A 26,129-nucleotide genomic window follows, 5' to 3' on the forward strand; every position below is an offset into this window, starting at 1 on the left:
GTAGGCGCGGCGGTGTTCAATGGACACGACCCCCGCAGCCCCGCCACCAGGAGCCACCGATGATCCGTATGCGCACCGACTTCTTCGCCGAGTCCCTCGGGATGGGCACCTCGATGGTGGTGCTGATGCCGCAGGCCGCTGCCGGGATCGGGATGGAGGGCACAGACGCTGCCGCCGGCGCGGCGCCGGAGCGCGGTGTGCCGGTGCTCTACCTGCTGCACGGGCTCAGCGATGACTGCACCATCTGGGAGCGCCGCACCTCGATCGAGCGCTACGCCAGCGAGAAGGGCATCGCGGTGGTGATGCCCGAGGTGCGCCGCTCCTTCTACACCGACGAGGCGGTGGGGGAGCAGTACTGGACATTCGTCGCCGAGGAGCTGCCGCAGCTGATCGCCCGCACCTTCCGCGTCTCCACCGCCCGCGAGGACACCTTCGTGGCGGGGCTGTCGATGGGCGGCTTCGGCGCGTTCAAGCTCGCGCTGAACCACCCGGAGCGCTTCGCCGCCGCCGCGAGCCTCTCCGGGGCGCTGGACGTCGCGGCGCTCGATCTGGACTGGGCCGGCACCCTCGGGCAGCGCGTGTGGGACGGTCGCGACACCGCCGGTACCGCCGACGACCTGCTGGGCCTGCTCGCCGCCTCCGATCCAGCCGCACTGCCTGCCCTGTTCCTGGACTGCGGCACCGAGGACCAGCTGCTGGACCACAACCGCCGCTTCCTCGCCGTCGCCGATGAGCGGGGCGTGGAGCTCGCCTCGCGGCTGCGACCCGGCGCGCACACCTGGGAGTTCTGGGACCAGGGCATCCAGGACGTGCTGGACTGGCTGCCGCTGCGCGGCTGAGGCGCGCGGGCCGCACGGGTCAGCCGGCGACCAGGGCGATCCCCAGCAGCAGGAGGAAGCCGGCCGCCTCGCCTCCCATGCTGAGCTTCCCGGGCGGCTGCATCCGGGCGGCCTCGCGCTCCGTCGGCCCCGCGGGCGCCTCGCTCACCAGCAGCCGCCGGCAGGCGACCACGACGCCGGCCACGAGCGCCCCGGCCATCAGCCAGGGAGCCCACCACAGGACTGCCGGGACCGCCCCGACCAGGCTCATCAGCGCCAGGACGGTCGCTGCGCTCAGCGCCTGGGTGAGGATCCGCCACGGGTGCTGGCGGTGCCGGAAGAGACCGGACGCCGTGATCGCCAGCCCGATCGTCAGAACGGCGCCGACGATCCAGGGCAGCCACTGCATCACAGCGCCACCTCTCCGGTGAGGATCCCGATCGCGAGAGCGTCGACGCTGCGGGCGGTGTCGGTGAGGATCACGATCCCCCGGCCCGTCTCGGGCACGAATCCCGCGAACGCGGCATAACCGCCGGTCATCCCGTTGTGGAAGGTGCTCCAGACGCCGTCCCCGATGTCCTGCTGGAACCAGTTCATCGCGTGGCGACTCTCGGCGCCGTCCTCGAACAGCACCTCGCTCGCGGCGGCCGCACCGGGTGCCGTGCCGCTCGCCGTGCCGGCGATGTAGGCGGCCATGTCGGCGGCGGTCGAGCGGATCCCGCCCGCCGGGGCGCTGCCGTTCATCGCCCACGCCGCCTGGGACAGGCCGTTGGTGCCCTGCCCCGTGCGGGCGCTCTCGCGCAGGTTCTCCGCCGTGATCGGGGCGTAGGTGCTGCTCAGGCCGAGCGGCTCGAGGATCCGCTGGTTCAGCAGCGAGGCGTAGTCGGTGCCGGCCGCTCGGGCGAGCAGCTGGCCCTGCAGGGCCACGGCGAGGTTCGAGTACGCGTAGCTGCCGCGGCCTGAAAGGCTGCTGCCCAGCGCATCGGCGATCACCTGCTCCGCATCACGGCCCGCGTAGGGATCCTTGCGCAGGAAGCCTGCCACGAGGGAGCCGCCGAGGCCCTTGAGGGAGAGACGCGGCAGCCCCGAGGTGTGCGTGGCGAGCTCGGCGAGGGTGATCTCCGCGGCCTCGCTGCCGCTGGCCTGCTCGCCGAGCACCTCGGCGACGGTGGTCTCGAGCGTGACCTCACCGCGCTCGACCGCCTCGGCCAGCAGCGCGCCGGTGAAGGTCTTCGAGACCGAGCCGATCTCGAACTCGGTGCTCTCATCCGCCCCGAAGCCGGCGAAGCGCGGGGCGCCCTGACCGTCGAGAAGGGCGACGGCTACGCGGCGGTGGCGCGTCAGATGCGGGGCGAGAGCGTCGGTGAGCTGCTGATCTCCCATGGGATCTCCCAGGATCGCGGGGCGGGGGCTGGTCGCGGCGGCCATGCCGAGCAGGGCCGCCGCGGCGGGCACACCGGCGGCGAGCACGGTGCGCCGGGTGAACGGCGGGGGCGGGGTCTGCTGGTCGGGATCGGGCAGGGCGTCAGCGTCGAGAGCTGTGGGCTGGTCGGGATCGTCGGCCGGGTTCATTGTCATCCCTTCTCGAGGGCGATGAGGATGGTCAGCAGCGGGATCACGCGGGGGGCGGGCAGCTCCCAGGTGCCGCGGCGGGGGGAGTGGACCCAGCCGCCCGTCTGGAGGGCGGCGAGGTGGTGATAGGCGACGCCGGTGGAGCCGAGCTCGAGCTCCTCGACCAGCTCGGCGACGGTGTGCCCTCCGTCCAGCAGCCGGCGCAGCATCGCCATCCGCAGCGGATGGCCGAGCGCGGCGATCGAGTCCGCATGCTGCTGCCAGTCCACCTCCAGCAGGTGCTCGGTGGGACGCGCCCACTGGTACTCGAGGTGCCCGGCGCCGACGTCGACCGCTCCGGCCAGCAGCACTCCGCCGGGCGCCGGGATGCGCTCCTTGAGGGAGGTCAGCGCCCAGAACGGGTCATCTGGGTCGCTCGGCGACGGGGCCTGCGAGGCAGCGGGTCCTGTGGTCGAGGGGATGGCCGGTGCGGGGGTCGCCTCGAGGTCCGCGATGCGCGCCTCGAGGGCATCGAGACGCGCCAGCAGCTCGGCAGGCGCGGGGTCCGTGGATGCGGGATCGGCGTGTGCGGGATCGGTGGGCAACGCGGGTCTCCTCTCGGCCGACGGGCGCTCCGGGTCGGCCCGAGGATCATATTATCCGTAATTCCGGAAGGGCGGAAGAGTGGATCCGACGGACGTCCCGCCCTCGGCGCGACCGATGCGGCACGATGGGCGCAGACCAGAGGGCCGCGCCGACGTCGGCCCCACGCATTCAGGGAGACACCGTGGCCACCTACGCCGTCCAGTACACCTACACCGATGACGCCGCACGGGTCGCGACCTTCCGGCCCGAGCATCGCGAGCACCTCGCCGAGCTGCACCGCGAGGGCACGCTGCTGCTGTCCGGGCCGCTCGGCGGCGCACCGGGCGCGCTGCTGATCGTCGAGGCGGAGTCCGAGGACGCGGCGCTCGCCGCGCTCGACGGCGACCCCTTCCAGCGCGAGCGCGTGATCGTGGACCGCAGCGTGCGGGAGTGGACCGTCGTGATCGGGCAGCTGCCCGGCGCCTGAGCGGTGCGGTCTCGCGCGGGGCTCAGCGCTCGGTGTCGGTCCCGTCGTCGGCCTGCCCCTGATCGCGCCGCACGGACGCCTGCAGATCCAGCAGCTGACCGGCGGTGGCGTTCACCATCGTCTGCTCGCCCACCATCACCAGCGGCAGGGCACCCTTGCCGCCGTGGGAGGTCAGCACCTCCTGGGCGTGCGGGTCACGGAACACGTTCACCCACACCACGTCCTCACGAGGGCCGCGGATCGCCGCCTGCAGCCGGGCCGAGAGCGGATCGCCCGGTGCCCAGAGGATGATCGCGGTGTCCGCACCGCGGGTGCGCGCCTGGGCGAGCGGTGTGTGCGGGCCCGAGCGCAGAGGGCTCGTCCAGTACGCCATGAACAGGGAGAAGAGCGAGACCGCGATCGCGGCGATCAGCTGATCGGCCAGGAACAGCAGCACGGCCAGCAGCCCTCCGCCCACCAGCAGCAGGACGGGACGCACCCAGGCGCTCGCAGGGACACCGCTCCGGGAGGCGCTCACATCATCACCGCGGTCGCGAGGCGAGCAGTGGTCTCGGCCACGAGCGCATCGCGCAGCGCGCCCACGGCCGGGATCGCGAGAGCGCCGCGACGGTTCAGCAGGCCGATCATGCGGTTGTCGAGATCGGGCAGCGCGCGCACCACCAGATCGGCCGGCGGGGCGGCCTCGAGCGCGATCTCCGGGATCAGCGCGACGCCGCCGCCGTGCATGATCAGCTGCTGCACCACGATCGTGTCGTCGGTCGAGTGGCGCACCGTGGGGGAGAAGCCTGCCGTACGGGCGCTCGAGATGAGGTTCGCCCGGCACCGCTCGCAGCCCGCGATCCACGGATCGGTGGCGAGGTCGGCGAGGGTGAGATTCGGGTCCTGGGCGCGAGGATGGTCATGCGGCAGCACCGCCATCACCCGGTCCTCCATCAGCGGGGTCCACTCCAGGGTGCCCTCGTCGCCGATGTCGCTGCAGGGGTAGCGGAACACCAGGGCGAGGTCGAGATCGCCCTCGCGCAGCGCCGTCACGGCATCCGGCGGCTCGAGCTCGGCGAAGGTGACGTCCAGCTCCGGCGCGGACTCCGAGAGCCGCTTGAGCATCGGCGGCAGCAGCACCGCGGCCGCCGACGGGAAGGTTCCGAACTTCACCGTGCCGCGGCGCAGAGCCGTGATGTCCGCGAGCTCCTCCTCGGCCGCGTGCAGCTGCGCCGCGATCGCCTCGGCGTGCGCGGCGAGCCGACCGCCCGCCTCGGTGGGCGTGACACCGGAGGAGGAGCGCAACAGCAGCTGGGTGCCCACCTCCTTCTCGAGCGCCGCGAGGTGCTGGGAGACGGCGGGCTGCGTCCAGCCCAGCTCACGGGCGCCGGCGCCGATCGAGCCGTTGCGCACCACCGTGCGGAAGATGAGAAGCCTGCGAGGATCCATGTCTCCATCCTAGGCGCGCGTTGCAAGCCAGGCTTATGGGTCGGGCTCGGGCACCCACCCCCACACCCTGGGCCGACCCCTCCTCCGAGTCCCCTAGAGCCCCAGGTTCTCCCGCAGTGTCTCTCCCGCGTACTCGTCCGGATACACACCCCGCTCCTGCAGGCGGGGGATCAGCTCGTCCACGATGTCGTCCAGCCCCGAAGGGATCAGCCAGGGCGTGATGTTCAGCCCGTCGATCGCACCGAGTCGTGCGTACTCGGCGAGACGGTCGGCGACCGTCTCGTAGCTGCCGGAGAAGCTGCCGCGCCGAGCACCGGCCTTGACCCGTGCGAACTCGAGGATCGTCTGTCCCTTCTCCGCGGCCTCCTCCCGCCAGCTGCGGGTGAGCTCCTCCGCCTTGGCGAACTGGAAGCCGGCACCGCGGGTCACCCCGGACTCGGACACCTCCGGCGGGACGTCCGGCAGGGGCCCGTCGGGGTCGAACTCCGACAGATCCCGGCCCCAGTACTGCTCGAGCAGCGCGATCGCCTGCTCGGGCCCGATCTGCAGGTCCCGCACCCAGCGGATCTTCTCCTCCGCCTCGGCCTCGGTGGGGGCCAGCACGATCTCGGCGCCCGGCAGGATCTTCACCGCGTTCGCATCGCGGCCCGCGGCGATCGTGCGCTCGACCACGCTGCGTCGGAACTCGACCGCCGCCTCGAGACCGCCGTGCGGGGAGAAGATGACATCCGCGGTACGGGCGGCGAAGTCCTGCCCTGCGGGGGAGGCCCCGGCCTGGAACAGCACGGGACGGCCCTGCGCGGAGCGGGGCAGATCCCCCTGGGCGCGCACGCTGTAGTGGGCGCCGTCGTGGTGGATCTGCTCCCCGGCCCAGAACTGCTCGGCCACGCGCACGAACGCCTCGGCGTGGATGTAGCGATCCGCGTGATCGAGGTAGCCGCCGCGGCGGAAGTTCTCCCCGGTCCAGGCGTTGTCGGTGGTCACGATGTTCCACCCGGCGCGCCCGCCGGAGAGCAGGTCGAGGGTCTGCAGGCGCCGCGCCAGGTCCACCGGGTCGTTGTAGGTGGTGTTCTGGGTGGCGACCAGCCCGATCTTCTCCGTGACCGCGGCCAGCGCCGCGAGCAGGGTCTGCGCGTCGGGGCGCCCGGCCACATCGAGCTCGAAGGGCACCCCGCGATGCTCCCGCAGCCGCAGCCCCTCCCCGAGGAAGAAAGCCGCGAACTTCCCGCGCTCCGCAGTGCGGATCAGGGACTCGAAGGACTCCCACGCCACCTGGTCGCCACTCTCGGGCAGGCGCCAGATGGTCGAGGAGTTCACACCCTGGAAGAACACCCCGAAGGAGAGCTGCCCGGTGGGGGCGTGCGCAGGATGCAGGGGGTGCTCGGCGGGGCCGGTCGCGAGTGCCGCCGCCTCGGCCGAGAGCGGGGTGGGGGAGGTGCCGGTGCTGGTCACGAGTGGTCCTCACGGGTCAGGCGGGCGCGGTCGGCGCGGCGCACGGGATCGAGATGATGGGGCGCGGGCGGCAGGCCCAGCTGCTCGCGCAGGCTGGTCCCGACCACCGGTGCGGGGGCGATCAGGCCCTGCTCCCGCAGGGCGTCGATGAGCTCGGGGACCGGCCCCAGGGGATCGGCTCCGAGGTCGAGGCCCACCACGCGCACCAGGCGCACGACGGGCCCGTCGGCCTCTTCACGTGCCGCCGCGACCGCCTCGAGCGCGCCGTCGGCGCCGGAGCGGAGATCGAGATCCAGCACCCGCCCGTCGGCCAGCTCCGAGGCGACGCGCTCACCGGCTGCGGCACGATCCGCGTCCGCGACCAGCACCGGCAACAGCCCCTGCGGAGAGCGCGGGGTGATCGCGGGGCCGCGCACCGAGAACGTCTCCGCCTCGACGTCGGCGTACTGCAGGCGCGAGGCGTCGAGATACTTCCCGCCGGCGGTGTCGCGCACCACCGCGTCGGGCGCCCAGGAGTCCCAGATCAGGCGGGACGTCTCGAGCACGTCGGCCGCCTCGCGGGCGGTGGCTGCGCGGTCCAGCGGCGAGCGGCCCACGGTCGCGGGGACCGACGGATCGGTCTGCGCATGCACCAGCCAGCCGGCGCGGCCGTGGCTGATGTGATCCAGGCTCATCAGCTGCGTGGCCAGATGGAACGGTTCGACGTAGACCGCGTCGGTGCGCGGCAGCAGACCCACCGCACGCGTGACGGGCGCGAGGTGCGCGGCGACGTGGATCGGGTGCAGACCGCCGTCGCTCAGGGTCAGCGCCCCGGCGCCGGCCTCCTCGAGGCGGCGGGCGAGCGCCGCGAACCGTCCCACGAACGCGGGATCGGTGACGAGGTCGACCGCGAGCACGGGCCGCGTCGGGCCGGGGGCTGCGGTCTCGGCGCGGGTGACGGTCTGTGGGGTGGTGGTGCTCACGGGTTCTCCTGGGTGTGGGCGCGGGATTCGGCGAGTGCCTCGTCGGAGATCTGCCAGCGCTCGAGCACCTGCGCGTAGGTGCCGTCAGCGATCAGGGCGTTCAGTGCCGCGGCGTAGGGCTCGGCCAGCCCGCTGCCCGCGGCGAAGGTGCCCGCGACCAGGGTCTCGTCCGGCCAGCCGGCGTTGATCCGCCCCTGCAGCTCGAAGTCGTCGCGGCGGGCGGCGATGAAGCTCAGCGAGGCGTAGGGGGAGAGGTAGCCGTCCACGCGTCCCGCGCCGAGGGCGAGCAGGGTGTCGGCATCGCTCGAGTAGTGCTTGAGCTCGGCGGGCTCCTTGCCCGCGGCCTCGAGCTCGGCGTTCCAGTCGGTGAGGATCCGCTCCTGGTTGGTCGCAGCGCCCACAGCGATGATCCTGCCGCTGAGGGAGTCGGGATCCTCGAGCCAGCCCTCCGCGCCCTTCTTCACGAGGAAGGACATGTAGGCGGCGCGGTAGGAGGCGAAGTCGAACTTCTGCAGCCGCTCGGCGTTGATGCCGACGTTCGCGTGGACCACGTCGAACTCCCCGGCCTCGAGCTTGAGCGGCCAGTTCTCCCAGGTGGTCAGCTTCAGCTCGAACTCGAGGCCGAGCTTGTCCGCCACGATCCGGGCGATGTCGATCTCGGAGCCGATGTAGGTCTGGTTGTCGTCGGCGAGGAAGGACAGCGGGGCGGCGCTGGTGCCGTTGATGCCCACGCGCAGCACGCCGGAGTCGGCGATCTCCGCAGGCAGCTGCGCGGCGATCTCCGGATCGGACTCGGCACGGATCAGCTCCTGGGTGCCGGAGGTGTCGATCCCCGAGGCAGGCGCGCCGCCTCCGTCGGACGCCCCGGAGCCGGAGGTCCCGCTTCCTGTGCCCCCGCCCGGGGCCGCACTCGCCGAGGGGGCGGGGTCGGAGCAGGCGGCGAGCAGCCCGACGGGCAGCAGCAGACCGGCGGCCGCGAGGGTGCGGCGGCTCAGGAGGTGGCGGCTCGGGGAGCGAAGGTGGGGTGGGCGGTGGAGGCCCGTGGTCGGGTGGTGGCGCAGGGGCGATGGGTACGGAGATATCGGCATACTCATCGCTCAGCCGCCAGTACCCGACCATCGGGCGGCGGGCCGGCAGGTCCGGCGGAGCCGGGAGCGGTGGCAGGTCCGGCGGAGCCGACAGGGCTGGCAGGGCCGGCAGGGCCGGCGGAGCCGGGAGCGACGGCAGGGCTGGCAGGGCCGGCAGAGTCGATAGGGCTGCCAGGGCCGGCAGCCGCCGACCCCGGCTCCGTGCCCGTGCGCACCCGCTGCAGGAAGGCCTGGGTGCGCTCATGGGAGGGACGGTCGAGGACCTCGGCGGGCGGGCCCTGCTCGACGATCCGGCCGCGGTCCATGAACACGACCGTGTCCGCCACGTCCCGGGCGAAGGAGATCTCGTGGGTGACGATCACCAGTGTGGTGCCGGCCCGCGCCAGGGAGCGGATCACCGTGAGCACCTCTTCGACCAGCTCGGGGTCCAGCGCGCTGGTGGGCTCGTCGAACAGCAGCACCTTCGGCCGCAGGGCCAGGGCTCGGGCGATCGCGACGCGCTGCTGCTGACCGCCCGAGAGCTGCCGCGGGTACACCGAGGCCTTCTCGGACAGGCCCACGAGGCCCAGCTGCTCGCGCGCATGCTCCTCGGCCTCCCGCCGCGGCACACCGAGGGCCCGCCGGGGTGCTTCGGCGACGTTCGCGAGGGCCGTCATGTGGGCGAAGAGGTTGAAGCTCTGGAACACCATGCCGATCGCGGTGCGCTGGCGCAGTACCTCGCGCTCGTGCAGCTCGTGCAGCAGGTCCCCCTCGCGGCGGTATCCGATCACCTCGCCGTCCACGCTGATCAGCCCCTGGGTGACCGGTTCGAGGTGGTTGATCGCGCGCAGCAGCGTGGACTTGCCCGAGCCCGAGGGGCCCAGGATCACGGTGACCGAGCCCGGTGCGATGGTCAGGTCGATGCCGCGCAGCACCTCGAGGTCCCCGAAAGACTTGTGCACGCCGCGGATCTCGACCAGTCCGTCGGACTTTGCGTCGGCGGCGGGGGTCGAGGCGCTCCGGGCGGTGTCAGGGCGCCGCGCGGCGGGGTGCTCGATGCTCGCCTCGCGGGAGGGGCGGGTCAGTCGGTTCAGCAGGCTCATGCGGTGGCTCCTGTCGGGGTGGGGCGCAGTCGGGCCAGGCGCGCCCGGAGCTTCTGCAGCGGGGTGGGCGGCAGGGTGCGCAGCGCCCCCTTGGAGTAGTGGCGTTCGATGTAGTACTGCCCGATGGACAGTGCCGAGGTGATCACCACGTACCAGAGCGTCGCGACCAGCAGCATCGGCAGCACCTGCTGGGTGCGGCCGTAGATCAGCTGGATGGTGAAGAACAGCTCCGCGTGGGCGAGGACGTACACGATCGAGGTGCCCTTGACCAGGCCGATGATCTCGTTGAAGGCGGGCGGGAGGATCGCCCGCATCGCCTGCGGCAGCACGATCCGCAGCGAGCGGTCCCGGGCCGGGATGCCCAGGGCGCTGGCCGCCTCGAGCTGTCCCTGATCCACCGAGAGGATGCCGCCGCGGATCAGCTCGGCGGCGTAGGCGGCCTGGTGCAGACCCAGGCCCAGCACGGCCGCGAGCATCGGGGTCATCAGATCGCTCGTGCGCGCATCGAGGAAGGTCACCTCGGTCAGCGGGATGCCGAGGGTGATGCGCTCGTAAAGATAGCCGAGGTTGTACCAGAGCAATAGCTGCACCAGCAGCGGCGTGGAGCGGAAGATCCAGGAGAACGTCCAGCTCACACCGCTGATGAGGGGTGACTTCGACAGTCGCATCAGGGCGAGCACGAGGCCTAGGCCGAAGCCGACGGCCCCGGCCGTCACCGTGAGCTTCAGCGTCTCCCACAGGCCGCGCAGGATCGATTCGGCGAGGAACCACTGCGCCACGACGCCCCACTCCCAGCGCGGGTTGGTGACGAAGGAGTACAGCACCGCCGCGACCACGAGGCCCGCGGCGACGGCGAGCACCACGCGTCCGGGATGGCGGGCCGGGACCACACGAAGGTGGGAGAGGTCCTCCGGCGGTGCGGGTGCGGTGCGGCACGCGGTCCGCTGCGCTTCCGGCACGGGGGTGTGCCCGGCGGCCGTGGCGGCGGCGGGCAGGCGGCGGTCGGTCTCGGGGGAGACGACGGAGGAGGTCATGGGAGTGCCTTCCGTGACGGGGCGTGAACCGCGATGCGGTCCCGGCTTGCAGGACCAGACGGTATAAGCCATTCTAATGAAGATGCAAGGCGGCGACTATGGGTCGTCATGATGCGACACAGAGGCACCTCGGAAGGGACACCTCGATGAACTCCTCGGATGTGACACCTCGTGCACAGCTGGTGATCGTCGGCGGCGGGCCGCGCGCGATCGGCGTGCTCGAGCGCCTCGGCGCACACGCCTCACTGCCCGGCAACCAGGCCGCCCTGCGCCAGGTGCCGCTCGAGGTGCACGTCGTGGATCCGCACATGCCGGGCGCGGGCCGGATCTGGCGCGCCGAGGAGAGCCCGCTGCTGCTGATGAACTCCCGCGCCGCGGACGTCTCGATCTTCACCGACGAGACCGTCGAGGCCGAGGGGCCCGTCGTCGCCGGCCCGTCGCTGGCCGAATGGGCCGACGGGATCCGACGCGGCACCATCGCCGCGCCCACCGCGGGCACCGTTCGCCTCGCCGAGATCCACGCGCTGCAGCCCACCGATTTCGCCTCCCGCCGTGTCCAGGCCCTCTACCTCGAGTGGTTCTTCGGCCAGGTCCTCGCGGCCCTGCCCGCCACGGTCACGGTGACCGTGCACCGCACCACGGCGACCGCGGTGCGTGCGCTCGGCGCGGACACCTGGCAGATCGAGCTCGAGGACCGCGCCCCGCTCACCGCCGACCTGCTCCTGCTCGCCGCCGGCCACACCGACGCCCGCCCCTCCGCGGCCCGTCACGAGCTGGCCGCCTTCGCCCGCCGTCACGGCGCCGCCTACCTCGGCCCCTCGCAGGCCTCCGACGCGCAGCTCGACCTGCTCGGCGGCGGCCAGGACGTGATCGTGCGCGGCATGGGGCTCGCCTTCGTGGACCTCATGGCGCTGCTGACCGAGGGGCGCGGCGGCCGCTTCGTCCCCGCCGACGGGGACCGCGGGACCGCGACGCCCGGGCGCCTGACCTACCTGCCCTCCGGGCGCGAGCCCCGGCTCTGGGTGGGATCCCGCCGCGGCGTGCCGTACCACTCGAAGGTGCGCGACGAGGGTGCCCCGACCGGCCTGGGCGAGCTCGTGCACGTCACCGCCGAGAACCTCCGCGCCCGCGAGGACGAGCACGGACTGCTCGACTTCCGCACCGACGTGGTGCCGCTGATCGCCGCCGAGATCGCCCACCAGGTCCCCGGAGCCCCCTCGCCGCAGCCCGGGGAGGAGCCGCTGGCCTGGCTCGACGAGCCGCTCGCCGGACTCGGTGCGACGGTCCTGCCGCAGTACGCCGAGCAGGCGACCCGCGACGCCGTCGTCGGCCACATCGAGGCGGATCTGCGCGAGCGCACCCAGGGCGACGTCACCGCCGCCCGCACCCTGTTCCAGCTGCTGCTGCGGGTGCACGGCGTGCTCGTGGACCAGCTGCCCGCCGCACGTCTCCGCGGCGGTGCGACCAGCGGCTACCCCCGCTGGTGGCACTCGCTGTTCAGCTTCGTCGACTCCGGCCCGCCGCCCCACCGCCTGCACCAGCTGCTGGCTCTCGAGCGCGCCGGCGTGGTCCGCTTCCTCGGTCCCGGAGTCTCGATCACGGCCGACGAGGGGGCCGGATGCTTCCGTGCGCGCGGCGCCACCGGGATCGAGGTGGCCGCCGACGCCCTCGTCGATGCCTTCCTGCCCGAGCCGTCCCTGGCCGAGTCGACCAATCCTCTGCTGCGCGACCTCATCGCCGCCGATGCGGAGCCCGCAGGCCGGGAGCCCGTGGGCCGGGAGTCGGCCTCCTCACCCGGGACCCTCGACGTCGACGCCCGCCATCGGGTGCTCGGTCCCGACGGGACCCCGCGCGGAAGGCTGTGGGCCGTTGGCCCCTGGACCTCCGAGCTGCCCATCGGTGCCTTCGCCCGCCCGCACACCAACGCGCCCTGCCACCGCCGCAACGACGCCCTCGCTCGCGACCTGCTCGCGGCGGCGCGGGATCGCCGCGCGCCCCGGCCCAGGAGCGGGGACGCCGCTGGCGCGCCGGCCCACACCCTGCCTGTCGCGGAGGTCGGTGCCCTGCCCGCGCGCCGCCCCGTGGATCTCGCCGTGCGCGCGACGCGCAGCCTGCGGCTCGGCCTGCTCGGCCCGGGCAAGATCGGCTCCGCCCTCACCCGCGCGGCGCTGCGGCGCGGGCTCGAGGTCTCCGTGACCGGCCGCGCCGCCCCGAGCGAGCTCGCCGCAAGGCTCCCGGGCGCTCGCCCCGTCGGGCTCCCCGATCTCGTCGCGACCAGCGATGTCATTGCCGTGACCGTGCCGCTGCACGTGGCGCTCTGCCTCGATCCGAGCACCCTGCACGGCGCCGTCGTGATCGATGCGACCAACCCCTGGGGCGAGGCCGACGCCGCGGCGGTCGACGCCGTCCGCGCCGAGCTCGGCAACCGCGCCGGTGAGCTGTCCACGAGCGAACTGCTCGCCGCACGCCTGCCCGGCGCGCACGTGGTGAAGACCCTGAACCACATCGGCTACCACGACGTCGAGGAGCACGGTCGCGACCAGAGCGACCCGTCCCGTCGGGCGATCGCGCTCGCCGCCGACGACGACCGGGCCGCGGAGCTCGTGGGCGCGCTGCTGCATCGCCTCGGCTACGAGCCCGTGCACCTCGGCGCCCTCGCCGCAGGCCGCGACCTCGAGCCCGGGGAGGTGCTGTTCAGCGGATGGAGCACGAGCGAGGAGCTCGGCCTGCGCCGCGCCTCCCAGGTCCGCGCTGCCTGAGGGGCGGTTCGGCGCCGGCGGGTGCGGTGGGATGATGCCGTGATGAGCGGCGCCTGCCTCGACCGGATCCTGCCCCTGCTCGGCGAGGACGGCTGGCGGATCGACACCTCGCTGTTCGAGGATCCGGACGCGGTGCGCGCGACCTTCGAGGTGCCCAGGCACAGCAGCGACTTCGAGGCGCTCGTGATGCTTCCGGACTCCACCGCCGACGTCACCGCAGAGCTCTCGGTCGCTCGCTGAGCAGCGCCTCGGTCCCCTCGTCGAGTGGGACGGTGCGCAGGTGGATCACGCCTCGACGCCGTGCCGTGCCCGCTCCACGTGGGAGCGGGCATGCTCGAGCGCGCTGTCGAAGTCGACGAAGAGATGCTTGTGGTGGCGCAGCGCGGCGAGCACCCCGACGCGTCGGAACAGCGGCTCGTGCACGCTCTGCACCCCCTTGATCAGCACCGTCACGCCGCGTCGTTCGAGGCCGCGAACGATTTCGGCGAGGACCTGCGCGCCGCTTGCGTCGACCCGTTCGAGGCGGGCGAGCCGCAGGATCACCACCGTCGGCCGGCCCACGTCCATCACGGTCTCGAACACCCGCTCGGCCGAGACGAAGAACAGCGGCCCCTGGAAGCGGACCGCGACGATCGCGTCGTCGAGCTCGCTGGGCTCGGCGGCCTCGATCCGCTCGAGGCTCACGCCGGTCGAGCGGGAGGCGGCGCGCAGCGCGACCACCGCGGCGAGCACCACCCCGATCAGCACCGCCCAGATCAGGTCGAAGGACACCGTGATCAGCGCAGTGATCGCGAAGATCCAGGCGTCCGAGCGGGTCGAGGCCATGATCGAGCGGACGGTCGCCACCCTCACCATCCGGATCGCGGTCATGAACAGCACCCCGGCGAGCGCCGCGAGCGGGATCATCCCGACCACCCCTGCCGCGACGTAGACGACGGCGAGCAGCACCAGCGCGTGCACGATCGAGGCCAGGCGCGTGCGGGCCCCGGCCCGGATCGAGACAGAGGTGCGGGCGATCGCGCCGGTCGCGGGCATGCCGCCGAACATCGATGCGCCGATCGAGGCGATGCCCTGGCCCACCAGCTCCCGGTCCGGATCGAAGGCGCCGGTGTCGGCCATGGAGCCGGCCACGCGCGCGGAGAGCAGCGACTCGATCGCCGCGAGCGCCGCGACGGTCGCCGCAGCCGGCAGCAGCACGGTCAGCAGCTCCGGGTCGATCGTGGGCAGGGACGGCGCCGGCAGCGAGGCGGGGATCGCGCCGATCGTGGCCAGCGGCGTCGGCAGCAGCACGGCGAGCACCGCGACGACGCCGATCCCGATCAGCGAGCCGGGGACGGAGGGATGGATCCGCGGGGCGAGCACCATCACCGCGGCGACGATCAGCACCGCGCCGATCGCCCACGCCAGGTGTGCGGCATCGGCGCGAGCCAGCGACTGCCCCGCTGCGATCAGCGCGTTCGAGCTCAGCTCGCCCGGGGCAGCCGGCGAGGCGGAGGTGATCTGGGGGATCTGCTGCAGGAAGATGATGCAGGCGATTCCGAGGGTGAACCCCTCGATCACCGGCCAGGGGATGATCGAGACGACCTTCCCCAGTCGCAGCAGCCCGGTGACCAGCACGATCAGTCCGGCGAGCAGGGTCACAGCGGCGATCGCGCCCACGCCGTAGTTCGCGACGATCGGTACGAGCACCACGACCATCGCGCCGGTGGGCCCGGAGACCTGCACGTTCGAGCCGCCGAACACGGCCGCGAGCAGCCCGGCGACGATCGCGGTGATCAGGCCCTGCTCAGCGGTGAGCCCGGAGCTGACGCCGAAGCCGAGGGCGAGCGGCAGCGCGACGATGCCGACGGTCGAGCCCGCGACGAGGTCCTTCCGCCAGGTCCTCGGCAGCAGGCGGTAGTCCTCGCGCGTGGGCCACAGATCCCGTGAGCGCATGAGCGCGCCGCGCAGTCTCTGCGCAGCGGACGGGGCGGCCGACGGGGAAGTGTGGGACGTGCGACTCGTGATCACCGGCTCCCTCCCGCGATCGCGGGGAGGCTCTGGGCGGCGTCGAGCCGGGTGCGGTCCTCGCTCAGCATCCCCAGCAGGAGGGCGCGTGCCACGGCCAGCAGCTCGCGGATCCGCGGATCGGCCAGGCGGTAGTAGACGTGGCTCGCCCGCCGCTGGGAGACCACCAGGTGATGGCGGCGCAGCACGGACAGGTGCTGGGAGAGATGGGAGGCCTCGAGCTCCGTCTCGGCCTGGAGCGCGGCGACGGAGACCTCCTCGGCGTCGGCCAGGAGCTCGAGCAGCCGGATGCGGTACGGGTGGGCGAGGCCTTTGAACAGATTGGCCTTGACCTCGTAGAGGGGACGCTGACTCTGAGATAGTGGCATGATGAAAACATCATATCGAGAAGATGTGCAGGTCGCACGGGAATGTGTCCGAGATGCTGGCACGATGTCACCGTGACTGACGCCCTCATCGACCAGGTGATGCCCTCGCTCGGCGAGAACGGGGTGCTCGGACTGGGCGAGCCCACGCACGGCAGCGCGAACGCCTTCGCCTGGAAGCTCGAGCTGATCTGCGAGCTGGCCCGACGGGGCGTGCTCGCGGCCCTCGCGTTCGAGGAGTCCTTCACCGTCGGCCTCGAGGTGGATGCGGTGCTGCGCGAGGGCGGTGACCTCGGCCGGGCCTGGGCGAAGGGCAGCTCGATCTGGCGCACGGCGACGATCCTCGAGGGGCTGCGCACCCTGCAGCGGATCAGCGCGACCCTCTCGCCCGAGCGGCGGCCCCGCTTCCTGGGCGTCGATGTCTCCAAGCCCTATCGCACGGCACGGGCCCTGCTCGAGCGCGGGCATGACGCCTCGCTGCTGCGAGCGGTCGCCGATCGAGCACACCTCTCGATCGCCGACGCCGCAGACCTCGAACTGCTCTGCCGGTCCCTCGAGGACGAGGCGGACCCGACCGCCTCCGCCCTGGCGCGGAACCTCCGCCGCTGGGCCGACGCCTACCCGGCGGCCCCTGATCTCTCCCGTCTGCACCTCCGGGACAGCCATATGGCGCACACGCTGCTCGAGAACCTTCCCGATCGCGGGATCACCGTGCTCTGGGCGCACAACGAGCACCTCGCTCGGAACCCGGAGGGCTGGGGCGGGCCGACGATGGGGCACGTGCTCCGCGCATCGCTCGGCTCGCGCTACTACCCCGTCGGCATGCTCTGCGGAGACGGGGAGTGCCGGGCCGTGGACCCCTCCACCGGCGGCGATGACCACACCGCCGTGCCCCTGCCGCCGCTGCGCCTCGGCACCACCGATGCGGCGCTGCGCGAGCTCGGCCGCACCTTCGTGACCGGCGAGGAGTTCGATCATCCCGGACCGCGCCGCTTCATCGGCTGGCAGGTGGACACCTCCCTGTTCGGCGACGCCCGGGAAGTCGCCGACACCTTCGAGGTGGCACGTCCGTCCTCGGACTTCGCGGCGCTCGCCTTCCTGCCCGAGAGTACCGCCGACATCGGGTACGAGCCCGCCTAGGATGGGTGCATGGCACGTCACTGGGGGAACAGAAACGACCATGAACCAGGCGGGGACCCGTCCTGGCTGGGCGGGAAGGACCGAGGCCCGGACCCGCGGAGTTCGAGCGGCTGGTCCTCGGACTTCGCGCCGCAGCGGCCGTCCTCGGACTTCGACGACCAGCCTGCTCCGTCCGCCGATTCTCCTGCGCAGGATGCCGACAGCATGGCCCCGCGCTTCGGGGAGAGCGGGGGCAGGAGCGTGAGCCGTCAGGACTCCGCACAATGGACCTCGGACTTCAGCAGCTCGAGGCGGGGCGGGCGCAACGGCGGCGGTCGCTCCTCACGCTCGGTCAAAGCCCAGGTGACCGGTCTGCTCGGCTCGGTCGTCGGACTGATCGTGTTCGCGGTCTTCGCGTACCGGGCGGGGATGGACATGTGGTGGGCGCTGCTGGTGGTCGGCGTGCCGCTGATCAACCGGGGTGCACGGATCCTGCGGCGCAGCATGCATGGGTGACGCCGCTGTCACGCCGTGAGGGGATCGTGCCGGCCATCAAGGTGCATGGACGGATGCACGACGGGCCCAACGGGGCCGGTCTCTCCCGCGAGGCGCTCCTGGCCGAGGTCGAGCTGCTCGCCAAGGACCCGGTGGTCTCACCGATCGTCGGTGCGACCAGCACCGGCCATATCGATCGGGCCCTCGGCGCGCTCGATCTCGAGCTCAGCGCCGAGGAGATCGCCGCGCTCGAGGCGCCGTACGTCCCGCATCGCGTCGTCGGCGCGCAGTGGCCGCTCCGTCCACGGTGGGTGGGCTCTGAGACAGCTCCGGCCGGGTCAGGCGGGCCGCGCGAGCCGGTAGACGGCACCGTCGGCCGAGCGCGTCAGCACCCCCGCGTCCACGGCATCGCGCCGCACCAGCGCCACGTCGGCGGCGAACATCGCGATCGCCGCGTTCAGCTCGGATTCGGTCAGGGCCCGATCCTCGCCGAGCCGCTCGAACACGATCCGCGCGATCCGTGCGCTGACCTCGCGGGACTCCTCGGTCTTCACCGGCATCCCGTCCAGGCGGCCCACCTCGAGGATCGCCTGATCCGAGCGCATCAGGCTCAGCGCCGCGGTGGTCTCGCGCAGGGACTCGAGCTGTACCTCGCCATTGTCCTGCAGCCAGTCCAGCTGGGAGAGCGGCCCGCGCACCGAGGGCTCTGCCGGAGCGCCCTCGCCGAGCAGCATCCGCGCCACGCCCTCGCGCAGCGCTGGAGCGGAGAGCATCGCGAACAGCATCCGGGCGCGGCCCAGCGGCTGGGCGAGATCGGAGGAGGAAGGCATCGTTCATCCTGCTTTCGTCGGGCGGGACTGCACCCAGCCTGGCATGCCGTCACCGGGTGCGAGACCTCAGCGCCGCCGGGCGCGCATCAGGTGGCGTGTGGAATGGGCGACGAAGACTCCCTCACTTCGCAGGATCTCATCCATCTCCAGCAGGCGTTCGCTGTAGCGGTTCACGTCGAAGTCCGGCACCCACCACACGCACTTGCGCAGGATCCACACCACGGCGCCGACGTCGAAGAACTCCATCCGCAGCCGTGCGGTGCGCAGCTCGACCACCTCCAGCCCGGCCGCCTCCGCAGCGGCGACCTCGATGTCCGGGTGTCGGCCCCGTCGCTGCTGCGCGGTGGTGGGGCCGATGAAATGCTCGATCAGCTCGAAGGCGGAGGCCGGGCCGACGTGCTGGGCGAGGTACTCACCGCCCGGCACGAGCACGCGCGCGATCTCCGACCAGTCGGGGGCGACCGGGTGGCGGGAGGTGACCAGGTCAGCGGAGCCGTCGGCGAGCGGCATCGGCGCGCCCGGGGACGTCTCATGGACCTGCACCCCGCGCGGACCCAGCAGCTCCCGGGCTCTCTCGGCGTTCGGCGGCCACGACTCCGTGGCGTGCTGCTGTGCCGCGAACACCGGGCACTCGGCGAGCACCTCGCCGCCTCCGGTGTCGAGATCCACCGCGACCTGCGCCTCCGCCACCGCGCGGGCGAGCAGGTGCGCGTAGCCCCACGGAGGGCGCTCCTCGGTGGCCCGGCCCTCGAGGGCGTCGAAGCCCCAGCCGGTGACATCCGCCGCAGCGGCCTGGGCGATCAGCTGTTCAGCGGAATGCATGGAGACCATAGTGCCGGGCTGCGGGCCTCCGGGACCAGCGGAGAATGCGCGGCTTCGACGACAGCCGCGGGCAGGGACTTGGCAGGATCTTTCATGGTCATGACATCGCTCCGTGGTTCTCCGTGGGGTGCGGCACCCGCACCGCGATCGTCACCGGCCCGCCGGCGGCGTCCTGCCGGGCGGTGGCCTCTCCGCCGAGCTGTTCGGCCAGGACGCGCACGATCGACAGGCCGAGCCCGCTGGTGCGGGCGGTGCGAGAGGAGTCCGCGGTGTAGAAACGGTCGAACATCCTCGCGGCCTCGAGCCGATGCTCGCCCTCCACACCGTTGGTGACCTGCAGCAGCGCCTCCCCGTCGTTCATCGAGAGAGCGATGTGGAGCCGGTCCTGTCCGTGCTGGACGGCGTTGCGCAGCAGGTTCTGGACGATCCGGGTGAGCTTCTCGCGATCGGTTGCGATGACCAGCTGCGTCGGCGGATCGAACTCCACCTCGAGCCCGGCCGCCTCGATCGGCCCCGCCATCCCCAGCAGACATTCGCCGGTCAGCACTCCGAGATCGACCTGCTCCACCTCGAGCTCCGCCTGCGCATCCAGCAAGTAGGCGTACTCGTACAGTCGGTCCACGAGGGCTCCGAGCTCGACCGTCTGCCGGTGCGCGACCGCGAGGCGTTCCCGCTGGAGCTCATCGAGGTCGGTGCGCTCCAGCAGCTGCAGGTAACCGCGCACCGTGGTCAGCGGAGTGCGAAGGTCATGGGAGATGTCCGCGATGAAGGAGCGGATCCGCCGCTCCTCCTGCCGGGTGCGGGTCGAGGCCTCCCGAGCCTGACGCACCGTGTCGTTGACCCTCGAGGCGAGCCGCTCGAGCTGCGGCGTCACCAGAGACAGCGTGACGACAGCCTGGGAATCCTCCGCCAGGCGCCGCTCGAGCTGCCGGCGCACCTGCACGATCTGCCGGAGCACGATCAGCAGGTAGGCGAGCGTGGCCAGCCACAGCACAGCCAGCACCACGAGGAGGACGATCACCCTGGTGAGCCTACGTCCAGGATGCCAGCACTGACGTGACGGAGTATTGCTGGGTGGGTGGAAAGGCGCCTCCAGCGTCCACCTAGAGAGCTAGTTGAGGAGCCTCGTCAGGGCCTTCACTCCGGCTCCGACGAACTGGACCTCGAGTCGTACCCAGCACCTGTTGCCTATGGATGCCGACCATGAAATGTAGCGCACCCAACTGGCGGAGGGTGGTCCTCGTAGGTTGACGTCTATCGCAACCTGTGCCTAACGTGAGAGTTGTCATAGCCGAAACGTTGGCCTCGGGGCGACAGCCGATTCGCGGCGACGGCGTATTTTGAGGAGGATATTGTGCGCCGCAGGAATTTTGGTCGCGTTGCTCTGCTGGGGGCGGTAGCCGTCACCGCATCGATCGCGGGTGGTTCGAGTGCACTTGCTGAGCCTGGGCGGTCGAAGGTGCTTGAGGAAGTGTTTGGCGCCGACGATCTCGAGTATCTCGACTCTCGCCCTGAATTGAGGTCGATTGTTGAAGAAGACATGGAGGGCGCCTCTAATGAGAGTCTACGAGGCGCATTGGCCGAGTTGAGACGACTTGAGGATGCGGGAGACGCCGCTCCTTCAGGCGGAACTAGGGGCTCCAGGGATGGTGGTGACATTCGTCCCGCAGGTGGAGTCTGCGTGACCGTCTACAAGTGGATGATCATTGCGTTGAGCTGGGAGATGAGGCTCAGGGGCGCGGTCATGGGTGTCGGGGCTGGCCTCGTTGCTTTCACCGTTGCTGGGCTTCCTGCCGCCGCAGTCCTTGGGTCGCTGGGTGTCGGCGTTGGAATGACCGGCGAAGGTCTCAAGAACTGGGCGAATGAACGGACTTGGCCAAAGAACGTTTGTCTCACCGTGAGCTAAGTTTGGGAGGTTGATGGATATGCTTGCTGATGTATTCGGAAGTGTAGTAGTTGCCATTCCTTTTCTGGCAATGGCGTTCATAGGTGGTGTTGCTGCAGAGCGCCATCGCGCTCAAGGTCGCAAAGGCTCTCGGGAGTTATCCGATCTGTAGTGCACATATCACTGGGCATGAGCGCCGGGCACTTGGGCAGGATATGGCGCGTGTCTTGAATGTGCTCCGGCCGAATGCGAAACGAAGTGACGCGAAGAGGCGATGTGAAGCCTTTGCGCATAGTGCCAGTCAGGGACCCGTTCCTTCGTCGCCGCTCCGGGACTACAACGTCGTGACCCGCAACAGATAGAACCGTAGCTCGGAGTGGATCCCGCCCTCACTTCACGTCGGCCCGGCGGAAGATCAGCCAGGACACCAGCCCCATCACTGCGATGAATACCGCAGAGACCGCGAGGGTCCCCAGCAGCTCCCCGCCGCTGGAATCCACCGTGGGCAGGTGCTCGAGCGCGAAGGGGGTCAGCCTCACCAGCGCGTCGAGGCCCTGGATCTCGGAGAGCTCGCCGGCCAGCAGATCCGCGAGGAAGGACCACACGAATCCGGCCGCCATCACCACCAGCGGGCGCTTGAGCCAGATCGCGAGCGGTAGGCACACGGAGAGCTTCGCCGCGGTCAGCAGTCCGCTGGTCAGCGTGATCGCCAGGATCGACCGGACCTCCCCGGCATCCAGTGCCCCTCCCTCGGCGAGCAGCAGCGAGAAGGCGGTGGGGATCGCCGGGGCGAACTCAGCCTCGGTCGCCCGACCCACCAGCACGGCCAGGCCGTAGGGAAGCGACAACGCTGTGACCAGGCCTGCCGCGATCACCGTCTTCGAGGCGACAAAGGCGCCGCGCCCCGAGGCGAGCAGTGCATTGTGCACCGACTTCGTCTCGAACGGCTGGGAGACCACCACGCCGAACAGCAGCGGGCCCAGCAGCGAGACGAGCAGGATGTCGCTCAACCCCTGCACCCCGCTCGCGGCCTCCGGACCCAGGGAGCCCTGGGCCAGGACGTGCTGCAGCCAGGTGTACAGCACGGCCGCGACCGTGCAGGCCAGCAGGCACAGGACGGCCGGGCCGCTGTGTCGCAGCACGTACAGATCAGCACGCAGCTGGTTGATCATGACTCACCTCCGACGACGGACAGGAAGAACGATTCGAGGCTCTCGCCCTCACGGGCCAGCCGCGTGGGCCAGACATCTGCGGCGATCAGGTGGCGCAGCACCTGCTCGGCCTGATCGGCGTGATGGGGCAGGCGCACCGTGCCGCTCGGCATCACCCGCGCGTCCGAGCCGGGCAGTGCCTGCTCGAGCGCGGTGACCAGGGCTTCGGTGTCCCCTGCGGCAACCTCGAGGTACTGCTGGGTCTGCGCCTCGAGCTCCTCGAGGGTGAGGGTCATGCGCACCTCGCCGGCTTCGACGATCAGGTAGTCGGTGGCGGTCTGGAACAGCTCGGGCAGGTTGTGGCTCGAGATCAGCACCGTCATCCCGCGTTCCGCGGCGAGGTGCTGCACCAGGCGCCGCACCTCGACCACACCGAGCGGGTCCAGGCCGTTGACCGGCTCGTCGAGGATCAGCAGCTCCGGATCCGCGATCAGGGCGAGCGCGATCCCGAGCCGCTGCCGCATGCCGAGGGAGAAGTCCTTGACCTTCTTCCGGCCGGTGTCGGGCAGGCCCACCAGCTCGAGCAGCTGCTGCTCGATCGCCGCATCGGGCACGCCCCGCTGGAGGCGGTGCAGGTGCATGTTCTGGGCCGCGGTCATCCCGCCGTGCAGGCTGGGGGACTCGATCAGCGTGCCGATGCGGGCCAGGTCCCGTTGGCGGGGCGCGTCCGCGCCCGAGCCGAACAGCTCGATGCTGCCCGAGGTGGGGGTGCTCATCCCGGAGACCAGCCTCATCAGGCTCGTCTTGCCGGCGCCGTTGCGGCCGATCAGTCCATAGATCCGCCCGCGCCGCAGCCGGATGCTCATCGAGCTCACCGCTGTGTGCTCGCCGTAGCGCTTGGTGAGATCACGCGTCACCAGGACGTCCTCGTTCACGTCCCGCACCTCCTCCAGGTTGCCGTCGATGCTGTGACGCTACGGGCCGGGAGTGGGGCAAAGGTCAGGAGGTGGCCGCAGAAGGTCAGGAAAAGGTGAGGATCTCCGGGACGCTCAGGTCTCGGGCAGGGCGCGCAGTCGGTAGCCGAGCCCCCACACGGTCTCGATCGGATCGAGCGCCGGTGCGGCCTCACGCAGCTTCGCCCGAAGGTTGGAGACGTGGGTCTTCACTGCGGCGTCATCGCCCACGAACGGCTCCTGCCACACCGCCTCGTAGATCCGCGGCCGCGAGAACACCTGGCCGGGGGACTCCAGCAGCAGCTGGAGCAGGCGCAGTTCGGTCGCGGTCAGCGAGAGCGATGTGCCGTCCAGGGTCGCGCGGGCATTGGCGGGGTCGAGTTCGAGCGGGCCGTGGACCAGCGGTCCGGGCGCCGAGGCGGCGGGGGAGGCGCGGCGCAGCAGCGCCTCGATCCGGGCGGTGAGCTCGGTGAGGTCGAAGGGTTTGGTCACGTAGTCGTCGGCCCCCAGGCGCAGCATGTCCACCTTCGTGAACACGGCGTCCTTGGCCGAGAGCACGAGCACCGGCACCTCGCCGGCCCGGCGGATCTCAGCCAGCAGCACCGAGCCGTCCACGTGCGGGAGCATCAGGTCCAGCACCACCAGGTCGGGGCCCGACGCCGCCCCGGGCGGGTCCGCGGCGAGCAGGGCGCGGGCCTCCAGCCCGTCGCGGGCGCCGCGCACCTCATGCCCCTCGGCCTGGAGGGTCTCGGTCAGCAGGGCGTGCACCTCCGGGGTGTCCTCGACGATGAGGATGCGGGCCATCTGGTCCTCCGGGGACGGTGCGGTCGGTGCGGTGCCAGTATGCCGTGCGGAGCGGCGTATCGTTGAGCCTGCTGGCGGCGCGGTCGCGCGCACGGCCTGCCGAGGACGAGACGATCCGGCGCCTCCGTGAGCGCCGTCGAGAGAGGACCGAGGATGATGCGCCGGCAGAGCGGAGCGGGGGAGGCGTCGTGACCACGCTGACCTTCGTGCTGGTCCTGCTCACAGGGATCCTGTTCTTCGCCTCGATCATCGGCATCTACATCACCAACGTCACCGCGAAGCCGGGCGGGATCCCGCACTGGGTGCTGGGCCTGGGCCTGGCCACGCTCCTGGTGGGGGCCGCGGCGATGATCTCCGCGGTGGTGTAGGGCGCGGTGGTGCGGCTCAGCCGCCCAGCTCGAGCACCCGGATCGCGAGCTGCACCCGGTTGGTGACCTGCAGCTTGTGATAGAGCCTGCCCAGGTGGGTCTTCACCGTCGCGATCGACATGAACAGCCGCTCACCGATCTCCTGATTGGCGAGCCCCTCCGCGACCAGCCGCGCGACCTCCCATTCCCGGCCTGTCACACCCTCGGGAGCACGGGAGCGCGCCGTCGAGTCGGCCGACGGCGACCCGTCGGCCCCGCCGGGACCGGGACCCGCGGCGGCCGCTTCGCCGTCGGCGGCGAGGCGCACCAGGCGGGAGAGCACGTCGGGGGAGAAGCGGGGACGGTCGGCGGCGGCATCGAGCACCGCCTGGACCACCTCGGCGGGCGGGGAGTCCTTCAGCAGGAAGGACACGGCCCCTGCGCGCAGCGCCTCGAGCAGGAAGTCATCGGTGTCGAAGGCGGTCAGCATCACCACCCGCGCCGCGTCGCCCTCGGCCTGCAGGGCGCGCAGCGCCTCGAGGCCGGTCATGCGCGGCATGCGGATGTCCATGAGCACCACGTCAGGGGCCAGGGCGCGCACCTGCTCGAGGGCCGCGGCGCCGTCGGCCGCCTCGCCGATCACCTCGATGCCGTGGGCGCCGTCGATCATCAGCCGCAGGCCAGCGCGCATCAGCGCCTCATCATCGACCAGCAGCACCCGCACGCCGCCGCAGGAGCCGGCGTCGGACTGCCCAGACGGTTCCGACTGCCCGGGCCGCTCGGGCTGCGTGCTGTTCACCATGGCATCCATGCTTCCATCTCGAAGTCGTCCCCGCGCACGCCGTGGCGGGCGTCCCCGCCCAGCAGCCGGGCCCGCTCCTGCACGCCCAGCAGCCCGTGCCCCGTCGACGGTGCGGCCGACGGCGCCGCGGGAAGCGGGTTGCGGGCCCGCAGATGCACCTGCTCTCCCTTCCGGGAGATCGTGACCCGCAGCGCCGAGCCCGGGGCGTGCTTGGCGGCGTTCAGCGTCACCTCGCCGAGGATCCGCGCGAGCGCCACCACGGTGCTGCGATCCCGGCACTCGAGCTCCTCTGCGGCAAGACTCTCCCAGGTCAGGGAGACGTCCTGGCCGTCCACGCGGGCGCGCTCGATGATCCCCTCGAGGGTGGGGGCGGTAGCCAGCGGGGCATCGTCCTCGGCGGTGCGCAGACCGGACAGCACCGTGCGCAGCTCCCGATTGGCCTGCTGCGCGGCATCCCGCACAGTGCCCGCGGCGGCGCGCAGCGCCTGCGGCGAGAGGTCCTCGCGATAGGCCATCGCCCCCGCGTGCATCGCGATCGCGGCGAGGTGGTGGGAGATGCTGTCGTGCATGTCGCGGGCCAGCGCCGCCCGCTCCTCGGCCCGTACCCGAGCAGCCTCGGCGTCCCTTTCGCGCACGAGCGCCGCGGCCTCGCTCTCCGCGGCGGCGGCCTCGCGCCGCGCGGTCTCCCGCTCCCGCTCCGCGGAGGCGGCCCGCTCCCGCAGCGAGGCGAGCAGCTCGTGCCGGGTGCCCACCACATGCCCGATCAGCAGCGGGATCAGCGCGAGCACCATCATGATCCCCGCCGCGACCAGCACCTCGGCCTCCGGCTCCGCGCGCCGGAACCGGGAATCGAGGCTCATCGCCGTCATCGAGGTGCCTGCGACCAGCAGGATCACCGCGACATCGAGCACAGTGCGGCGTCGCAGCCCGATCCGATACAGGGCGATCCCGGCGGCCGGCGCCGCCCAGCTGCTCAGCCCCACGGAGGCGGCGATCAGCAGGTGCAGCGCGCTGTGCACGCGGCCGGGAGGCAGGAACCGCAGCGGCCCGATCAGCAAGGTCGCGCCCACGCCGATCAGCGCGTCCAGGACGTACATCCCCACCAGCCCCTGCGGCGGCTGATCGGAGAACTCCGTCAGCAGTGTGCCGAAGCTGATCAGGATCACCAGCAGTCCCAGCGCCGCGCTGACCAGGCTCTGCGCGAGCGCGATCACCCACTGGCCACGGCTGCGCACCGAGGGCGGCGCCGGGGCGCGGGGCACGAGACGGGTCATGGCACCAGCGTAGGGAGCAGGCTCGACCG

The 26,129-nt window shown here is 71.7% G+C and carries 27 protein-coding genes and 1 pseudogene; 8 read left to right on the top strand and 20 right to left on the bottom strand.

Annotated elements, in window-relative coordinates:
- The first annotated feature begins 59 nt into the window (after positions 1-59).
- On the top strand, positions 60-839 hold the full coding sequence (locus BN4251_RS03395) for an alpha/beta hydrolase (protein WP_087483745.1): 780 nt from the start codon (positions 60-62) through the stop codon (positions 837-839).
- 19 nt (positions 840-858) lie between these two features.
- Here BN4251_RS03395 and BN4251_RS03400 read toward each other — a convergent pair whose 3' ends face one another.
- Genes BN4251_RS03400 through BN4251_RS03410 form a run of 3 tightly spaced genes read right to left on the bottom strand, consistent with a single transcriptional unit; the run spans position 859 to position 2,974 of the window.
- Positions 859-1,227 (bottom strand): hypothetical protein, encoded by a 369-nt coding sequence (locus BN4251_RS03400; protein ID WP_087483746.1) that lies wholly within the window; start codon positions 1,225-1,227, stop codon positions 859-861.
- Entirely contained in the window at positions 1,227-2,396 is a 1,170-nt protein-coding gene (locus BN4251_RS03405) for a serine hydrolase domain-containing protein (RefSeq protein ID WP_087483747.1), read from the bottom strand. Before BN4251_RS03405 ends, BN4251_RS03400 begins: the two co-directional genes overlap by 1 nt.
- A complete protein-coding gene (locus tag BN4251_RS03410; protein ID WP_170931813.1) occupies positions 2,393-2,974 on the bottom strand; it encodes a helix-turn-helix domain-containing protein in 582 nt (193 codons plus the stop codon). Before BN4251_RS03410 ends, BN4251_RS03405 begins: the two co-directional genes overlap by 4 nt.
- Positions 2,975-3,156: 182 nt before the next feature.
- Between BN4251_RS03410 and BN4251_RS03415 the strand changes: the two genes are divergently transcribed.
- Positions 3,157-3,441 carry a YciI family protein gene (locus BN4251_RS03415; protein WP_087483748.1) on the top strand — a complete coding sequence of 95 codons (285 nt, stop codon included), beginning with the start codon at positions 3,157-3,159 and terminating at the stop codon, positions 3,439-3,441.
- A gap of 22 nt (positions 3,442-3,463) precedes the next feature.
- On the opposite strand, the gene BN4251_RS03420 is transcribed toward BN4251_RS03415, so the two are convergent.
- The 7 genes and pseudogenes from BN4251_RS03420 to BN4251_RS03450 form a co-directional block, all read right to left on the bottom strand.
- Positions 3,464-3,958: a hypothetical protein gene (locus BN4251_RS03420; protein ID WP_245810175.1), complete on the bottom strand. Its 495-nt coding sequence runs from the start codon at positions 3,956-3,958 to the stop codon at positions 3,464-3,466.
- Positions 3,955-4,869 (bottom strand): LysR family transcriptional regulator, encoded by a 915-nt coding sequence (locus tag BN4251_RS03425; protein WP_087483749.1) that lies wholly within the window; start codon positions 4,867-4,869, stop codon positions 3,955-3,957. Before BN4251_RS03425 ends, BN4251_RS03420 begins: the two co-directional genes overlap by 4 nt.
- Before the next feature lie 93 nt (positions 4,870-4,962).
- Complete coding sequence (locus BN4251_RS03430; RefSeq protein WP_170931823.1) at positions 4,963-6,243, bottom strand: LLM class flavin-dependent oxidoreductase; 1,281 nt, start codon at positions 6,241-6,243, stop codon at positions 4,963-4,965.
- A 74-nt stretch (positions 6,244-6,317) separates the two neighbouring features.
- Positions 6,318-7,283 (bottom strand): LLM class flavin-dependent oxidoreductase, encoded by a 966-nt coding sequence (locus BN4251_RS03435; RefSeq protein WP_087483751.1) that lies wholly within the window; start codon positions 7,281-7,283, stop codon positions 6,318-6,320.
- The gene (locus BN4251_RS03440) at positions 7,280-8,371 is read right to left on the bottom strand and encodes a transporter substrate-binding domain-containing protein (protein WP_087483752.1); all 1,092 of its coding nucleotides are present in this window, start codon (positions 8,369-8,371) and stop codon (positions 7,280-7,282) included. Before BN4251_RS03440 ends, BN4251_RS03435 begins: the two co-directional genes overlap by 4 nt.
- A gap of 212 nt (positions 8,372-8,583) precedes the next feature.
- A pseudogene (locus tag BN4251_RS03445) lies at positions 8,584-9,453 on the bottom strand (amino acid ABC transporter ATP-binding protein); the annotation flags it as partial.
- The gene (locus tag BN4251_RS03450) at positions 9,450-10,487 is read right to left on the bottom strand and encodes an amino acid ABC transporter permease (RefSeq protein ID WP_087483753.1); all 1,038 of its coding nucleotides are present in this window, start codon (positions 10,485-10,487) and stop codon (positions 9,450-9,452) included. The gene BN4251_RS03450 and the pseudogene BN4251_RS03445, both read right to left, overlap by 4 nt.
- 146 nt (positions 10,488-10,633) lie before the next feature.
- Here BN4251_RS03450 and BN4251_RS03455 point away from each other — a divergent pair, with 146 nt between their 5' ends.
- Together BN4251_RS03455 and BN4251_RS03460 are read left to right on the top strand one after the other, a co-directional pair.
- Positions 10,634-13,246, top strand: a complete 2,613-nt coding sequence (locus BN4251_RS03455; protein ID WP_087483754.1) for an FAD/NAD(P)-binding protein — start codon at positions 10,634-10,636, stop codon at positions 13,244-13,246.
- 42 nt (positions 13,247-13,288) lie between these two features.
- Complete coding sequence (locus BN4251_RS03460; RefSeq protein WP_087483755.1) at positions 13,289-13,486, top strand: hypothetical protein; 198 nt, start codon at positions 13,289-13,291, stop codon at positions 13,484-13,486.
- Positions 13,487-13,531: 45 nt separating this feature from the next.
- Here BN4251_RS03460 and BN4251_RS03465 read toward each other — a convergent pair whose 3' ends face one another.
- Both BN4251_RS03465 and BN4251_RS03470 read right to left on the bottom strand, forming a co-directional pair.
- The gene (locus BN4251_RS03465) at positions 13,532-15,181 is read right to left on the bottom strand and encodes a SulP family inorganic anion transporter (protein ID WP_170931814.1); all 1,650 of its coding nucleotides are present in this window, start codon (positions 15,179-15,181) and stop codon (positions 13,532-13,534) included.
- Between the two features lie 71 nt (positions 15,182-15,252).
- Positions 15,253-15,621: an ArsR/SmtB family transcription factor gene (locus BN4251_RS03470; protein WP_087483756.1), complete on the bottom strand. Its 369-nt coding sequence runs from the start codon at positions 15,619-15,621 to the stop codon at positions 15,253-15,255.
- Between the two features lie 72 nt (positions 15,622-15,693).
- On the opposite strand from BN4251_RS03470, the gene BN4251_RS03475 reads away from it, so the two are divergent.
- Together BN4251_RS03475 and BN4251_RS03480 are read left to right on the top strand one after the other, a co-directional pair.
- Positions 15,694-16,758, top strand: a complete 1,065-nt coding sequence (locus BN4251_RS03475; RefSeq protein ID WP_170931815.1) for an erythromycin esterase family protein — start codon at positions 15,694-15,696, stop codon at positions 16,756-16,758.
- Between the two features lie 240 nt (positions 16,759-16,998).
- Positions 16,999-17,253: a hypothetical protein gene (locus BN4251_RS03480; RefSeq protein ID WP_140398377.1), complete on the top strand. Its 255-nt coding sequence runs from the start codon at positions 16,999-17,001 to the stop codon at positions 17,251-17,253.
- Between the two features lie 317 nt (positions 17,254-17,570).
- Here the strand turns inward: BN4251_RS03480 and BN4251_RS03485 are convergent, their stop codons facing one another.
- The 3 genes from BN4251_RS03485 to BN4251_RS03495 all read right to left on the bottom strand — a co-directional run bounded on the left by BN4251_RS03485 (position 17,571) and on the right by BN4251_RS03495 (position 19,905).
- Positions 17,571-18,062 (bottom strand): DUF2087 domain-containing protein, encoded by a 492-nt coding sequence (locus BN4251_RS03485; protein ID WP_087483759.1) that lies wholly within the window; start codon positions 18,060-18,062, stop codon positions 17,571-17,573.
- A 66-nt stretch (positions 18,063-18,128) separates the two neighbouring features.
- Positions 18,129-18,884 (bottom strand): methyltransferase domain-containing protein, encoded by a 756-nt coding sequence (locus tag BN4251_RS03490; RefSeq protein WP_087483907.1) that lies wholly within the window; start codon positions 18,882-18,884, stop codon positions 18,129-18,131.
- A 97-nt stretch (positions 18,885-18,981) separates the two neighbouring features.
- Positions 18,982-19,905 (bottom strand): sensor histidine kinase, encoded by a 924-nt coding sequence (locus BN4251_RS03495; RefSeq protein WP_087483760.1) that lies wholly within the window; start codon positions 19,903-19,905, stop codon positions 18,982-18,984.
- A 660-nt stretch (positions 19,906-20,565) separates the two neighbouring features.
- Between BN4251_RS03495 and BN4251_RS17900 the strand changes: the two genes are divergently transcribed.
- Positions 20,566-20,790, top strand: coding sequence for a hypothetical protein (locus BN4251_RS17900; RefSeq protein ID WP_140398378.1), 225 nt, complete (start codon positions 20,566-20,568; stop codon positions 20,788-20,790).
- A gap of 368 nt (positions 20,791-21,158) precedes the next feature.
- On the opposite strand, the gene BN4251_RS03500 is transcribed toward BN4251_RS17900, so the two are convergent.
- From BN4251_RS03500 to BN4251_RS03510, 3 genes are all read right to left on the bottom strand, one after another.
- Complete coding sequence (locus BN4251_RS03500; RefSeq protein ID WP_087483761.1) at positions 21,159-21,941, bottom strand: hypothetical protein; 783 nt, start codon at positions 21,939-21,941, stop codon at positions 21,159-21,161.
- Positions 21,938-22,855, bottom strand: a complete 918-nt coding sequence (locus tag BN4251_RS03505; RefSeq protein ID WP_087483762.1) for an ATP-binding cassette domain-containing protein — start codon at positions 22,853-22,855, stop codon at positions 21,938-21,940. The genes BN4251_RS03500 and BN4251_RS03505 overlap by 4 nt, the downstream gene beginning before the upstream one ends.
- A 114-nt stretch (positions 22,856-22,969) precedes the next feature.
- On the bottom strand, positions 22,970-23,677 hold the full coding sequence (locus BN4251_RS03510) for a response regulator transcription factor (RefSeq protein ID WP_087483763.1): 708 nt from the start codon (positions 23,675-23,677) through the stop codon (positions 22,970-22,972).
- Positions 23,678-23,865: 188 nt separating this feature from the next.
- Here BN4251_RS03510 and BN4251_RS03515 point away from each other — a divergent pair, with 188 nt between their 5' ends.
- Positions 23,866-24,045, top strand: a complete 180-nt coding sequence (locus BN4251_RS03515; RefSeq protein ID WP_087483764.1) for a hypothetical protein — start codon at positions 23,866-23,868, stop codon at positions 24,043-24,045.
- 16 nt (positions 24,046-24,061) lie between these two features.
- On the opposite strand, the gene BN4251_RS03520 is transcribed toward BN4251_RS03515, so the two are convergent.
- Complete coding sequence (locus BN4251_RS03520) at positions 24,062-24,835, bottom strand: response regulator transcription factor (protein WP_425426180.1); 774 nt, start codon at positions 24,833-24,835, stop codon at positions 24,062-24,064.
- Entirely contained in the window at positions 24,820-26,100 is a 1,281-nt protein-coding gene (locus tag BN4251_RS03525) for a sensor histidine kinase (protein ID WP_087483765.1), read from the bottom strand. The genes BN4251_RS03520 and BN4251_RS03525 overlap by 16 nt, the downstream gene beginning before the upstream one ends.
- Positions 26,101-26,129 lie beyond the last annotated feature (29 nt).

The organism is Brachybacterium massiliense, from assembly GCF_900184245.1.
GTDB lineage: Bacteria > Actinomycetota > Actinomycetes > Actinomycetales > Dermabacteraceae > Brachybacterium > Brachybacterium massiliense.